The organism is Streptomyces sp. NPDC104226 (genome assembly GCF_055584085.1).
The window spans coordinates 79,697-93,775 of record NZ_JBVJMS010000014.1; the positions used below are offsets into that span (position 1 = coordinate 79,697).

9 protein-coding genes and 1 pseudogene are annotated in these 14,079 nt (G+C 72.4%); 2 read left to right on the forward strand and 8 right to left on the reverse strand.

Annotated elements, in window-relative coordinates:
• Positions 1-106: 106 nt before the first annotated feature.
• From ACZ60J_RS34835 to ACZ60J_RS34870, 8 genes are all read right to left on the reverse strand, one after another.
• Positions 107-1,681, reverse strand: coding sequence for an Ig-like domain-containing protein (locus ACZ60J_RS34835; protein WP_469688184.1), 1,575 nt, complete (start codon positions 1,679-1,681; stop codon positions 107-109).
• A gap of 44 nt (positions 1,682-1,725) precedes the next feature.
• Positions 1,726-2,721: a hypothetical protein gene (locus ACZ60J_RS34840; RefSeq protein WP_469688185.1), complete on the reverse strand. Its 996-nt coding sequence runs from the start codon at positions 2,719-2,721 to the stop codon at positions 1,726-1,728.
• Positions 2,722-2,964: 243 nt separating this feature from the next.
• Positions 2,965-5,715 (reverse strand): hypothetical protein, encoded by a 2,751-nt coding sequence (locus ACZ60J_RS34845; RefSeq protein WP_469688186.1) that lies wholly within the window; start codon positions 5,713-5,715, stop codon positions 2,965-2,967.
• The gene (locus ACZ60J_RS34850) at positions 5,715-7,496 is read right to left on the reverse strand and encodes a phosphate ABC transporter substrate-binding protein PstS (RefSeq protein WP_469688187.1); all 1,782 of its coding nucleotides are present in this window, start codon (positions 7,494-7,496) and stop codon (positions 5,715-5,717) included. Before ACZ60J_RS34850 ends, ACZ60J_RS34845 begins: the two co-directional genes overlap by 1 nt.
• A 69-nt stretch (positions 7,497-7,565) precedes the next feature.
• Positions 7,566-8,891 (reverse strand): phosphate ABC transporter permease PstA, encoded by a 1,326-nt coding sequence (gene pstA / locus ACZ60J_RS34855; RefSeq protein ID WP_469688188.1) that lies wholly within the window; start codon positions 8,889-8,891, stop codon positions 7,566-7,568.
• Complete coding sequence (pstC, locus tag ACZ60J_RS34860; RefSeq protein WP_469688189.1) at positions 8,888-9,910, reverse strand: phosphate ABC transporter permease subunit PstC; 1,023 nt, start codon at positions 9,908-9,910, stop codon at positions 8,888-8,890. Before pstC ends, pstA begins: the two co-directional genes overlap by 4 nt.
• Positions 9,907-10,302: a hypothetical protein gene (locus tag ACZ60J_RS34865; RefSeq protein WP_469688190.1), complete on the reverse strand. Its 396-nt coding sequence runs from the start codon at positions 10,300-10,302 to the stop codon at positions 9,907-9,909. The genes pstC and ACZ60J_RS34865 overlap by 4 nt, the downstream gene beginning before the upstream one ends.
• Positions 10,303-10,832: 530 nt before the next feature.
• Entirely contained in the window at positions 10,833-11,315 is a 483-nt protein-coding gene (locus ACZ60J_RS34870; RefSeq protein ID WP_469688191.1) for a DUF2000 family protein, read from the reverse strand.
• 172 nt (positions 11,316-11,487) lie between these two features.
• Here ACZ60J_RS34870 and ACZ60J_RS34875 point away from each other — a divergent pair.
• Together ACZ60J_RS34875 and ACZ60J_RS34880 are read left to right on the forward strand one after the other, a co-directional pair.
• Positions 11,488-11,724, forward strand: a pseudogene (locus ACZ60J_RS34875) (helix-turn-helix transcriptional regulator); the annotation flags it as partial.
• Positions 11,725-12,016: 292 nt separating this feature from the next.
• Positions 12,017-14,008: a galactose-binding domain-containing protein gene (locus ACZ60J_RS34880; protein WP_469688318.1), complete on the forward strand. Its 1,992-nt coding sequence runs from the start codon at positions 12,017-12,019 to the stop codon at positions 14,006-14,008.
• The last annotated feature ends 71 nt before the right edge of the window (positions 14,009-14,079 follow it).

The following is a 14,079-nucleotide window of genomic DNA, read 5'->3' on the forward strand; positions in this document are numbered from 1 at the left end:
GGGCGTCCGATCCGGGGAAGGGGGGCGGCGGGTCCAGGCGTCAGGGGCGGGTCGGAGCGGGCCGCGGGGAAGTGCGGGCCGCTCCGACCCGGAGCTCATGCCTGGATCAGATGGCGGTGAGCGTGAGGGTCGCGGAGTAGGTGCCGGCGACCGTGGAGGTCGGGACGTTCAGCGCCAGGTCGGCGGTGACGTGGGCGGTGCCGAGTCCGGTGCCGTTGGCGAGCGTGCGGGCGGACTTGAGGCCCGCGGTGCCCGCGTCGCCGGTGGCCGCACCGTGCGCGGCGGCGACGGCGGAACCGGCCGTCACCGTCTGCGCGGGCGCCTTGTCGACGAGCTTCGGGGTCCAGCCCAGGTTCTGGCCGTTGATGGCGTGGGTGGCACCGTCGGAGAAGTCGGTGACCTGGCCGCTGACGGTCCAGCCCGGGTTGCCGGCGCGGGTGTCGGTGAGGGTGACCGGGTTGATGGAACCGGCCGTGGTCAGCAGGTCCCCGTCGGAGTTGAGCACCGGCGAGGGCAGGGTGACCTGCGGGTTGGCGACGCTGATGGCCAGCGCGCCCGAGTTGACGGTGGTGGTGATGGTCTCGGAGGCGGAGACACCGGCGAAGGCGCCCACCACGTACGGGATCGCGCCCGAGTCGGAGCCGGTGAAGGCGCCCGCGTCGGCGGGGACGAACACGGCGGTGAAGGAGTGGTTGCCGACCGGGAGGCTGCTGGTGTTCAGCACCGCGGTGCCGCCCGCCACCGGGACGGTGCCCAGGGTGACGGTGGAGCCGCCGGCGTTGTCGGTGAACTTCACCGATCCCGCCGCGCCCGCGGGGGTGACCGTACCGGTCAGGGTCACCGGGCTGTACTGCGGCGCGGTGCCGGCCGGGGAGACGGCCAGGGCGGTCGTGGTCGTCGCGGCCGGGACGGCCGTGACGACGTAGGAGACGGCGGAGGAGGCCGAGCCGTTGTACGAGGCGCTCGCCGGCGTGAAGACGGCCGTCAGGCTGTGCGTGCCGGCGGTCAGGTTGGACGTGGTGAGCGCCGCGGTGCCGTTGTTCACGGTGACCGGGGTGCCCAGGTCGGCCGCGCCGTCCTTGAACTGGACGGTGCCGCCGGCGCCGGCCGGGGTGACGCCCGCGGTGAGGGTGACCGGGGTGCCCGCCTGCGCGGGACCGGCCGGGGTGACCGCGAGCGAGGTGACGGTGTCGGTCTTCACCGCCGGGTCGGTGTTCTGGTAGGTGGTGTTCGAGGTGAACCAGATCGCGCCGGTGTAGTCGCCGAGGCTGGTGCCGTTGAAGGCGGTCCGGCAGATCACGGTGAAGTCGTACTTGCCCTGCAGGGTGGTGAAGCCCGCCTGGCTGGCGTAGTCCCGCATGGTGGAGGTCAGCGGGATGACCATGCCGCCGTTGGGGGCGGTCGGGTAGGTCGCGATGGGCGAGTTGCCGACCACGTTCAGGCCCTCGGCCGGGAAGCCGGAACCCGCCACCGTGACCAGCACGTTGGTGGCGTTGGCCGGGCAGGCGGCCGAGGTCGTGAAGGCGATGCCGGAGGTGTCCGCGCCGGTCGCCGGGTTGATCTCGATGGTGCCGATCGGGGCGGCGTACGCGGAGCTCGCCCCGGCCAGACCCGCCGCGAAGGCGGTGGTCACGGCGGCGACCCCCAGGGCCATGGTCCGCAAAACTCTGTTCTTCAGCACAGCGTCTCCAGAATGTGAAGCTCGGGCGGCGGTCAGGGCCGTGGTCAGGGGGTCTGCTTGGTGGTGTCGCCACAGTTCGGGCTGGTGGCGAAGCCGTAGGTGTTGATCACCGAGGTCTGCTTGCAGATCTCCGAGTTGGCGCCGACGAAGACGGTGCTCCACGGGGCCACGGCGACCTTGCTGGTCGGGATCACGTTGTAGACGTCGCGCTTCACGCCGAACCCGCTGTTGAGGACGGTGGGCGCCGTGCCGTCGACCGTGCCGAGGATGGCGCGGCCGCGCAGGTCGGCGATCGTCTGCGAGGACTGCGACTGGTACTGGGCGATGGAGAACGGCACGATCGACTTGTCGTCGAGGAGGCGGCCGTCGTGCTCCTGCACCGGGGTGGTGCCCTTCTTGTCCTTGATGCAGGGGTAGATGCCCGCGACCACATCGGCGTCCGTGATCCCCATCTGGGACTCCCAGAAGCTGCGGGTGCCCGAGCCGGCCTGCGGCAGGTAGACCGTCATGGCGTAGTTGGGGCCCGTGCCGACGTAGTTCGGGTCGCAGTGGTAGATCGCCTTCAGGTCGGTGAGCGACAGCTTGCGCGGGATCGCCGAACCGGGGGTGATGGCGTAGGTGACGCCGTCGACCGCGAAGGGGACGTAGGTCAGGCCCGGGGCCGCCGCCGCCAGGTTCAGCGAGGAGGAACGGGCGAAGTCCAGACAGCCGTTGTTCGCCTGGAGGGAGGTGAGCAGCGCGGAGCGGCCGGCGCCCGAGCCGTTGGGGCGGGCCATGGTGCAGTTCGCGTTGACCGCCGGGTCCTTGGTGGTGATGTTGGCGGAGCCGGTGGAGTCGTAGGAGCCGATGACCTTCTGGCCGCCCACGGTGATGGCCGCGGCCAGGCCGTTCATGACGTCCTGGGTGGTGTCGGAGCCGACGCCGGAGAGCTGGCGGTACGGCGGCGGGCCCGACGGGTCGGCGGCGGCGAGGCCGGCTCCGGCGAGGGTGGCCGCGAGAGCGAAGGCCGAGACGCCGAAGGCGATTTTCTTCTTGTTCACTTGGGATGACCCCTCAGCTAGGCTGCGCCCGGGGTGGTGCCCGGCGCGCGTGGGATGAAGTTCCGTTGGCGCGGATTGGTCAGACGGTCGTCGCCGGGCACCACCTCCTTTCGTCGTGCGGGGCCGGGACGCGGGCTTCGGTTCGGTCCGGCGGTCTTCGGTTCGGGGTCCGGCGGTCTTCGGATCCGGCGGCGGGTTTCGGTCGGGGTCCGGCGGGCTTCGCTTCCGGCACCCCGGCGGACCTCAGTCCTGGTCCGGCGGGCTCCAGTCCCTCGGGCCGGTCTTCTTGTGGGTCGCCCAGTCCGCCGGCAGGTCCGCGGACCCGCCGGACGCCACGGGCGCTCCCCCGGCCGCGCCGCGCAGCGACCGCAGCCAGAGCAGGGCACCGGGCAGGTAGCGCGGGAGCACCGGCCCCGCGAAGGCGGCGAGCGCCCCGACCACGAGGCAGATCAGCAGGACGTTGCGGATGGCTCCGACGACCCAGTCCGGGGTGGTTCCCGTGGCCTGCGCCGCCGGGGCGCCCGAGGTTCCGGTGGTGCCGGTGGCCCCCGCGGCCCCCGCCGGGGTGCTCGGTGAGGCCGCGGCGGGACCGGGCGCGGCCGCCCCGCCCGCTGCGGAGCCGCCGCCGGCCGCCGCGGCCCCGGAGGTTCCCGTACCGGCCGGGCCGGAGCCGCCGGTGGCCGCCGCGCCGCCCGTGCCGGACGGCGTACCTCCGGCGGTGCCCGGGGCCGTCGGGGCCGGGGGCTCCGGAGCGGGCGTCGGCTTCTTGCCCGCCTCGGTGCTCACCCGCTGCGCCGCCGCCCGGGTCTGGGCGCGCAGGGCTTCCGGCAGCGGGGCGTAGCCGTGCGGCAGGCTGCCCGCCGACACTCCGGGGGTCTGCCCCTGGGCGGCCGCGTAGGCCAGCATGGCGCCGTAGTCCTTGCCCTCCGCCTCCGTGAGGTCGGCGGGCACGGTGGCGGCGTAGGTGAGGACGGTGAGCGGGTAGGCCGTCGGGTCCGCGGCCGCCGGGTCGGCGGAGCTGACCCCGTCGGCGCCGGCCTTGCGGGCGTTCGCGGCGGCGATCAGCGCGGCCGGCTCGGGGGCGACGAACGCGCCGCTCGCGTTGAGGAGTTCGGCGCGCACCAGGCCGTACCGGTCGGCGGTCGCGGTGTCGGTGACGGCGAGCACGGCGCGGGAGCCCGCGAGCTGCGGCGGGTCCTTCTTGTACGTGGGCGGGGTGGCCGTGGCGTCCCAGGAGGTACGGGCCAGGGTGTCGCCGCGGCTCGCGGCGCGCGCGGCGGCGTGCATGTCGGTGGCGTAGGGGTGCTTGTCCTGGATGCAGAGCGGGGACTCGGGGTGCTCTTCGGGGAAGGGCTGGCAGTACGGGTCGCTCTTGGGGAAGGTGTCCAACGGCATTGAGAGGCCCCGGTAGTTCGGGTTCACGGCCATTCCGGCGTAGGCGGGGTCGCCGTGCGCGCCCGTGTTGTCGGGCGTGCCGTCGAGGAACTCCCGGGCGGCCGGGTCACGGGCCACCCACTCCCACAGCTGCCGGGTGGTGTCGGCGAGCGGCTGCGGGACCAGGGCGTCGCCGAGTTTGCCGCCGAAGTCCAGGCCCGCGTAGGTGGGGTTGTGCCGCATGAACTCCGGGTCGTGGCCCAGGTTCACCGGGTTCTTCGCGGTGCTTTCGGCGAAGCGCGAGTTGCCGTCCTGGTAGGACTCGGTCAGCAGCTTCGCGACCAGCCTCGGGGTCAGCCGCAGGCTGCCGAGCCGGGTTCCGTTGCGGGCCTTGACCTCGTCGGGGGCCTGGAATCCGGCCTGGCTCTCGATGAAGAAGCCGATGGTGATGCCGGAGAGGGCCACGGGTGCGTAGACGGGTTTGCGCACGGGGTCGGGCGGCGCCGGCCGTCCGAGGAAGACCAGCCCGGGGGTGCCGGAGAGCAGTTTGACGCGGGCGGTCTCGTCGGGGACCTGGGCGTAGCCGTAGATGGCCTTGCCGCCGGTCTGGCACAGGGCGGGCTGCCAGCGGGTGACCGCCTCGGCGGCCATCTCGCTGCCGAGGGTGCCGCGTTCCTCGGCGCCGATCGGGCAGTAGCTGCCCAGGGGTTCGAAACCGAGCGGGACGACGATGCGCTGCTTCCAGTTGGCCGGGCTGAGCGGGGAGGACTGGAGCTGCCCACCGGACTGCGCGGTGTGCGGGCTGCCGTCGACCTCCTTCTCGCCGCGCGGGACGATCACCAGCCAGCAGCCGCGTCCGGTGACGGCGCCCTGGGCACCGGGGACCGCGGAGCCGCAGCCGAGGCCGGGGGCCTCGACGGCGGTCTGGGTCTCGAACCAGACTTCGCCGGCGCCGCGGGCGTTGGTGCGGGCGTACGGGACCTCGTTGGTGCTGTTGACGTCGTAGAACTCGTTCCAGTTGCCCGGACTGACCGGGTCCCCGCCGACCGTGCGGAAGGGTGCGTACGAGATGCCGCTCGGGGTGGGTGGCGGCAGCGGCTCGTGTTCCGAGTCCTGGAGGTTGGCGCCGTAGTTGAGCTGGCGGGTGTTGGTGTAGGCCCCGGCCTGGCTGCCCGCGCCCGCGCCGAGGGCGGAGGAGCCGCCGAACTGGCACTGGTCGACGCCGGGTCCGGTGGGCGCGTCGCCCCAGCACTGCATGATCTGGAGGTAGTTGGCGCTGTAGGCGGTGTCGGAGACGGTGGGCTTGCCGCCGGTCCAGGAGATCTTGACGACCTGGCCGACGAGGTTGCGGGTCTGGCCGACCGTCACCTTGAGGTCGGCGAACTCACCGGCCCCGGACACGGTGACCTCGGAGCCCTCCCCGCCGGCCGCGTACGCGGCCTGCGGTCCCAGGCCGGCGGGCCCGGAGGTGGCCACCACAGGAAGCAGCGCCAGGCAGAGCGAGCCGAAGAGCAGCCGGATCCGGCGCGTGCGGAACGGGGTGCGGCCCTCGGCGGGGACCGGAGTCCGGACCGGAGTGCGGAACAGCGTGCGGAACGGAGCACGGAACGGAGCGCGCATCAGGACCCGCCCCCCGTGCGCCCGCGCCGCGCCAGGCGCCGGGTGAGCAGCGGCGGAGCGACCGTGACGGCCAGCAGGAGCAGCGCGCCGAGCACCATCAGGACGGTCTGCAGGGTTCCGCCGATGCCGGTCGAGGTGGTGACGGGGATCCCGAACAGGTCGGCCGCGCCTGCCGCGAGGGGCTGTCCCGTCACCGGGTCCACTCCCCCGCCGTCCGCGCCGCCCCCGCCGTCGGCTCCACCCGTACCGCCGGTGCCGGCTGCGGCGCCGCTCCCGCCGTCGGCTCCGCCCGTACCGCCTGAGGCGCCCGCGCCCCCGGAACCTCCGGTGGCTCCGCCGGAGCCCGCGCCGCCCGTGCCGCCGCCCGTGCCCGTACCGCCGCCGGAGGCGCCCCCGCCACCGGAGGCCGCGCCGCCTCCGGAACTGCCGTTCTGGGTCGGGGTCTTGTTGCCGCCGGTGCCGGTCTCGCACTGGGTGGGGCCCTGCTTGTCGCAGGCGGGGGGCTTCGGGGCGGTCTCGGCCAGGATGTTCCTGCCGTCGGGCGAGAAGGTGGGGTTGCGGCAGTTCTTGATGTCGATGTCGGCCACGACCACGCCGGGGATGCGGCGCACCTGCTCCAGGCCGGCCTGGACGAGGTTGATGGGGAGCGGCGAGTAGCCGAGCCGGTCGACGGAGCGCTGTCCCTCGCAGAGGAAGTAGTAGGCGAAGGCGCTGAGCGCCTTGCCCTTCTGCGGGTTGAAGTTCGACTCCTGCGCCGTCGGGATGATCATGTAGCTGTAGCTGGAGAGCGGGTAGGTCCGCTCGTCGGAGCCCGTGTAGACACCCTCCAGCTTCTGCGTGAGGTCGACGGGGTCGATCTGGGCGTTGCCGAGGGACACGGCGACGTTCTGCGCGGTGGGTTCGGTGTAGTAGCCCGACTTGTTGAGGACCTTGACGACCGGGAAGCCCGTCGTGGAGACCGCGTAGGAGTACTCCACGTACGTGATGGTGCCGATGTTGCCCTCTTGGGCCACGTAGCCGGAGACACCGTTGGAGCCGGACTGGCCGACGAACCCGCGGCCCGCGACGGTGGGGAAGTTGGAGGTCTGGCCGCAGGGGGTGGAGCGGCCGGCCTTGCCGCAGTAGGCGTCCCACAGCGCCCCGTGCTGCGTGCTCATCCACTTGGTCAGCTGGGCCGTCGTGCCCGAGCCGTCGGAACGCACGACGGGGACGATCTTGCGGGCGGGGAGGGAGGCGGCGAGGCCCGGGTTGTCGGCCTTGATCGCCGGGTCGTTCCAGGTGGTGATCACACCGGTGAAGATCTTGGCCACGTTCTCGCCGGAGAGGCGGAGGTTGGTGACCCGGCGGTTGCCGATCTTCAGGTTGTACATGAAGGCCGTGCCGCCCGCGACGATCGGCATGTACGCGAACTTCCGCGCGGGCGGCGGGTCGACGACCCCCGAGTCCTTGATCCCGTAAGGGATCTCGGAGACCGCGTAGTCGACGGTGCCGTTGCGGAACTGGTTGCGGCCGTCGGACGATCCCGTACCGCTGTAGTTGACCGTCATGCCGTACTGCTTGACGTTGGCCCGCCACTGGTCGAGGGCGTTCTGACTCCAGGTGGAACCGGCGCCGGAGACCGGCACGTAGCTCTCGGCGGAGGCCGGCACCGCGCCGGGCAGGACGGTGGCCAGCGCCGCCAGGAGCAGCGCGAGTCCGCGGACGAGGAGCCGTCCGCGCCGGGCGGGTGCGCGCTCGCCCGAGGGGGCGCGCACCGGGTGTGCCGGGGGTCGTCCGGGCATGGGTAACTCTCCTGATCGGTCACAGATCGTACGAATGGACGCGGCGCGGGCCGCGAAGAGCGGGGCGGGCTACGACCGGGGCGGAGGGAGCGCGTGCCACCCCTGCGGCTCCGGCCCCCCGGCCCCTTCTTCGGCCAGGGCGAGGTCCCGCTCGGCGGCCCGGGCCCGCATCCGCTCCAGGTCCCGGGCGGACGCCAGCACCCGGCGGTGCTGCGCGCCGCGGCCGAGCTGGCCCGGGGCCTTGCCGCCGATGACGCGGGCGAGCACGAAGAGCAGCAGCACCAGCCCCATCAGCAGGGCGGCGCAGCCGAACCCCCGGGCGATCATGGACTTCTCCGGGGACTGGACCAGGCTGAACACCGCCAGCGGGAGCGAGAGTTGCGGACCGTCGAAGGGGTTGGCGTTGAGCCCGTTCGCGATGCCGGAGGTGAGGAGCACCGGGGAGGTCTCCCCGATGCCGCGGGCGGTGCCCAGGATGACGGCGGTGGTCAGTCCGGAGCGGGAGGTGGGCAGGACCACCGTCCACACGGTGCGCCACTGGCCGGCGCCCAGGGCGTAGGAGGCCTCCTTCAGCGAGCCCGGCACCAGCCGGATCACCACGTCGGAGGCCCTGATGACGATCGGCAGCATCATCACGGACAGCGCGAGGGCGGCGGCGAAGCCGGACTTGTCGAAGTGGAGCAGCAGGATCCAGGTCGCGTAGACGAACAGCCCGGCCACGATGGAGGGCAGCGCGGTCATGGCTTCGACGATGGTGCGGACGAACCGCGCGTAGCGGCCCGGGACTTCGTTGAGGAACACCGCGCAGGCCAGCCCCAGCGGCACCGAGACGGCCAGGGCGATGCCGATCTGTTCCAGGGTGCCGACGATGGCGTGCAGCGCTCCGCCCTGGCTCAGCGGCTCCAGCGGGCCGGTCGCGGCCATGTCCTCGGTGAAGAAGTTGAGGTGGGCCAGGGCGCTCCAGCCGCGCATGAGCACGTAGCCGACGACGAACACCAGGGCCGTCATGAGCAGGGCGGCGATGCTGTGCACGAGGGCCTGCGCGAGGCGCGCCCGCACGGTGGCGGCGGATTCGTCGAGGGACACGAGGACGGCGTAGAGCGCCATGAAGGCCAGGTAGAGGACGACCGCGAAGCCGAGGGGCGCGTCGAAGGGCAGGAGCCGGCCGAACAGCAGGGCGGTCACGGCGAGCGCGGAGGCGGCCGCCCCCACCATGGCGAGGACGTCGCGCAGGTGCAGGGTGGCGGTGTTGCGCCGCTGCTCGGGCGGGACCCCGGCTCCGTCGAGCAGCACGGGCGGCCGGACGGTGACCCCGACGGGGGCTTCCGGAGCTCCCGGAGCTCCCGGAGCGTCGGCAGCACCCGGGCCGTGCGGCCGGTGCGTGAGGGCGGTCATGCGTCGGCCCCCGCTCCGGAGCGGCTGCGGGCCACGACCGAGGAGGCGATGAAGTTGACGACGAGGGTCATCAGGAAGAGGGTGAGGCCGGCCGCCATCAGGGCGGATATCCCGAGGGGGCTGGCCGAGCCGTAGCGCAGGGCGATCAGGGCGGACACGGAGATGGCGCCGTTCTGGAGGATGTGCGGCTGGATCACGAAGACCGGGGAGATGATCAGGTAGACGGCGATCGTCTCCCCCAGGGCGCGGCCGAGCCCGAGCATGGTGCCGCCGATGATCCCGCCCCTGCCGAAGGGCAGGACGACGGAGCGGATGACGCCCCACGGCGTGGCGCCGAGGGCGAAGGCGCCCTCGCGCTCGCCGGGAGGCGCCTGGGCGAAGGCCTCGCGCATCACCGAACAGGCGATCGGCGTCACCATCAGCGCGACGACCATGCCCGCGATGAAGGTGGAGGAGGTGTAGAAGGTGTTCGGGCTGAGCGGGTCGCGCGGGCCGTCGCCGTCGACCGCGAAGGGCGGGAACCAGCCCAGGTAGGTGGTGAGCCAGCGGGACAGGCCGACCACGTGCGGCTGGAAGAGGAACAGCCCCCACAGGCCGTAGACCACGCTGGGCACCGCGGCCATCAGGTCGACGAGGCTGATCAGGGTCTGCTTGATGCGGCGCGGTGCGTACTCGGTGATGTAGAGGGCGGTGCCCATCGCCAGCGGCAGCGCGAAGAGGATCGCGACGCCCCCGATGAGCAGGGTGCCGATCAGGACCGCCGCCACACCGAAGTTGTGGGAGTCGGGCTCCCAGGCGGAGGTGGTGAGGAAGGAGCGTCCGGCATCGTCGAGGGCCGTCAGGGCGCGGCCTCCGAGGAAGACACCGACCAGGGTCATGACGAGCAGGACGACGGCGCCTGCGGCGCGGGCCGAGCCCCGGAAGATCCGGTCGGCGGGATCACCGCTCCGGGCGAGCGCCCGCGGGGTGACGTGCTCGTCCCCGGGGGCGGCCGGGGGGATCACCGTGGTCGCGGTCACCGCGGGCCTCCCCCGCGCAGGGCCAGCCCCGGGGCCTCCCCGGCGCCGGGCAGCCGCAGACCGCGCAGCCGCCGGGTGTGGGTGACGCCGGAGGCCACCTGCGCCTCGGCGGCGGCGGACAGGAACAGCTGGAGGCTGTGGCGGCATTCGCGCTGGCGGCGGAAGGTGCGTACGGCCACGGCCACGCACTGCTCGTCGAGGGCGAGCTGCCAGGTCCAGGCCCCGACACCCGGCACCCCGGCCGCACCGGTGGACATCGCCACGATCGGGACGGCCTCGCCGATCCGCCCGCGGAGCCGTTCGACGGCCGTGCAGCAGGCACCGAGGGTGCGGAACACGGAAGGGCTGCGGCCGAGTTCGTGATTGTTGGAGCCGACCAGGCGCCAGCTCACCCCGTCGGGCCCGCCTCGATGGCTGCCGTGGCCGCCGTCCCCCCGCACTCCGTGCGGTCCCCTCCCCATCGGCGCAGGCGCCTGACGTCTTTCCGCATCCACCCAGGACACGAACAGAAAACGTGGCTGCGACACCGGGCCACCCCCCTTCCCCACAAGCCGTGCGTGGCCGGAAAACGGCCACCCACCCATGGCCGCGGGCATGACAATCCACGGGGCGTAGGGCTCTGGGGCACACGGATCGGTGAAGCAGAAACGGAGAACACGTGAACGCGCGGCGGAGGCGCATCCCGGGTGATGCGGCCGATTTCCCTTGGGGCGGCCGGGGTCACACGCCTCTCGGGCATCGGGCGACCTTCACAAGAAAACCCCGAAGGGACCCGGGACCCGGGGGGCGGAAGACGCCGCACCCCCCGGTCCGGGGCCCCGCACCGGGCGCCGGGCCTCCCGCGCGACTCCCCCTCAACGGCCCCGCTTCCCGACACCGGATGGCCGAAACAGGATCCCGCGACCGGTTCGCCCCGCGGTGCTCACCGGTGCATGCGAGCCCCTTTGAGCACCTTGTCCACGGAGTTGCGCGCCCCGTGGACGGCGATCCCGACGAGGTCGAGGTGCTCCCTGCCCACCGCCGCCACGGCCGCCCGGTTGGCCCGGTCGTGACCCGTGCCGAACAGGTCCGAGGTGAACACCGCCGTCCGCAGCCCCCGCCGCACCGCCCGCTCGTGCGCCGCCGTCACCGTTTCCTTGCCGCCCTCGAAGACCAGTACGGGCTGGCGGAACATCGGGAGGTAGGGGGTGCCGTCGGCGTCCTCGTACGGTGCGCCGACGACCTCGGGGACCGCCGTACCCAGCCCGCTGACGAGGAACGCCGTGACGTTCAGCCGCTGCCAGGTCTCCAGGTCGTCGCGCAGCAGCACCGCGATCTTGGTGTCGAACCGCACGGGCACGCCCTCCCCGGCCTCCGCGCCCACGCCCGCGTCCCTGCTGCTCTCGTTCTTCTTCTCGTCACTCATGCCCCGAGACTGCCGGGTGCCCCCGCAGGCGGTCTTGTACGTTCCTGGCGTGCAGCCCCAGCAGGAAGTCTCGGCCTGGCGTCCGCGGGTCGCGGGTGCCGTCGAGGTCTTCCACGCCCGTTTCACCGCGCACGCGCACCCCCTACACGTCCACGACGCCTGGACCTGACACCACGCCCATCCGGCCCACCTGGTGCGCGCCTTCAGCGGCGCCTTCGGCATCGCCCCGCACCAGTACCTCCTCTCGCGGCGGGTCGCCCTGGCCCGCCGGCTGCTCCTCGACGGCCGCCCGGCCGCCGATGTCGCGGTCGCGGCGGGCTTCTACCACCAGTCCCACTTCACCCGGCACTCCAAGCGCGCCGTCGGGACCACCCCCGGGCGCTACGCCCGTTCCTCCGCATCCCGCTGACGGCGGCCCGCCGGAGCAGTAGGGTGACGCTCCATCAGGTCAGGTGACCCGGACTCTTGACTCTGTACCCGGCAGTAGCGATTCTCGTCCCCATAGCTTGCGCGGGACATGACAAACAGGTGCCTGGGCGGCCACGCCTCCGGTGGACCGTGTCCTCGACCGCGCCCTCCGCCGACCGAGGACGTGAGTAGTGGCCATGACCCCAGAACCACAAAGACAACGACCGGAACCGCACTCCCGCCGACGGCGGGGGCCCTTCGTGATCCTGTCCCTGCTCCTCGGGCTGCTCGCCATGGTGCTCGCCCCCGTCCCGGGAGCCGCCGCCGACAACAACTGGTGGGAACCCACCGCGCGTCCCGCGCCCGACTCCCAGATCAACGTGACCGGTGAGCCCTTCAAGGGCACCGACGCCCAGGGCAACGTCCGCGGCTTCGTCGACGCACACGACCACATCATGTCCAACGAGGGCTTCGGCGGCCGCCTGATCTGCGGAAAGCCGTTCTCCGACGCCGGCATCGCCGACGCGCTCAAGGACTGCCCGGAGCACTACCCCGACGGCAGCCTCGCGATCTTCGACTTCATCACCAAGGGCGGCGACGGCAAGCACGACCCCGACGGCTGGCCCACCTTCAAGGACTGGCCCGCCCACGACTCCCTGACCCACCAGCAGAACTACTACGCCTGGATCGAGCGCGCCTGGCGGGGTGGCCAGCGCGTCCTCGTCAACGACCTCGTCACCAACGGGGTCATCTGCTCGGTCTACTTCTTCAAGGACCGCAGCTGCGACGAGATGACCGCCATCCGCCTGGAGGCGAAGAAGACGTACGACATGCAGGCCTACGTCGACAAGATGTACGGCGGCCCCGGCAAGGGCTGGTTCCGCATCGTCACCGACTCCGCCCAGGCCCGCGACGTGATCAAGCAGGGCAAGCTGGCCGTGGTCCTCGGCGTCGAGACCTCCGAGCCCTTCGGCTGCAAGCAGATCCTGGACGTCGCCCAGTGCAGCCAGGCGGACATCGACCGCGGGCTCGACGAGCTGTACGACCTCGGCGTGCGCAGCATGTTCCTGTGCCACAAGTTCGACAACGCCCTGTGCGGGGTCCGTTTCGACGAGGGCGCCCTGGGAACGGCCATCAACGTCGGCCAGTTCCTGTCGACCGGCACCTTCTGGAAGACCGAGCAGTGCACGGGTCCCCAGCACGACAACCCCATCGGCCTGGCCCCGGCGGCCGCCGCCGAGAAGGAACTCCCGGCGGGCGTGAGCGTGCCCTCGTACGCCTCGAACGCCCAGTGCAACACCCGCGGACTCACCGACCTCGGCGACTACGCGGTGCGCGGCATGATGAAACGCAAGATGATGCTCGAACTCGACCACATGAGCGTGAAGGCCGCCGGCCAGGCCTTCGACATCATGGAGAGCGAGAACTACCCGGGCGTGATCTCCTCGCACAGCTGGATGGACCTCGGCTGGATGGAGCGGCTCTACAAGCTCGGCGGTTTCGCCGCCGCGTACATGGGCGGCTCCGAGGGCTTCAGCGCCGAGGCCAAGCGGACCGACGCGCTGCGCGAGAAGTACGACGTCGGCTACGGATACGGCACCGACATGAACGGCGTCGGCGGCTGGCCCGGCCCGCGCGGAGCGAACACGCCGAACCCGGTCACGTACCCCTTCCGCAGCACCGACGGCGGCTCCGTCATCGACAAGCAGACCACCGGCCAGCGCACGTGGGACCTCAACACCGACGGCGCCTCGCACTACGGCCTGGTGCCCGACTGGATCGAGGACATCCGCATCGTCGGCGGGCAGGGCGTGGTGGACGACCTGTTCAAGGGCGCCGAGTCCTACCTGCGCACCTGGGGCAACTCCGAGCAGCACAAGGCCGGTGTGAACCTCGCCTCGGGCCGTCCCTCCTCCGCGAGCACCTCCGAGTGGTGGAACCCCTTCGTCAGCTTCGCGCCCGGCCTCGCCTTCGACAACAACCGGGGCAGCCGCTGGGCGAGCGAGTGGAGCGACGACCAGTGGCTCCAGGTCGACCTCGGCTCCGAGCACCTGGTCAAGCGCGTCACCCTGGACTGGGAGGCGGCGTACGGGCGTTCGTACCGCATCGAGGTCTCCGCGAACGGGACGGACTGGAAGACGGCCTGGTCCACAACCGCGGGTGACGGCGGGGTGGACACGGCGAGGTTCGCCGGGGTTCCGGCCCGTTACGTACGCGTCCACGGAGCGGGACGCGGGACGAAGTGGGGTTACTCCCTGTACGAAGTCGGCGTATACAGCAGCTGACGGCGTCGAGCGGGGTGGTCGCGGCTGGGCTGGTGCCCCCCGCGGCCGCCCCGCTCGGGGCGCACCGCAAC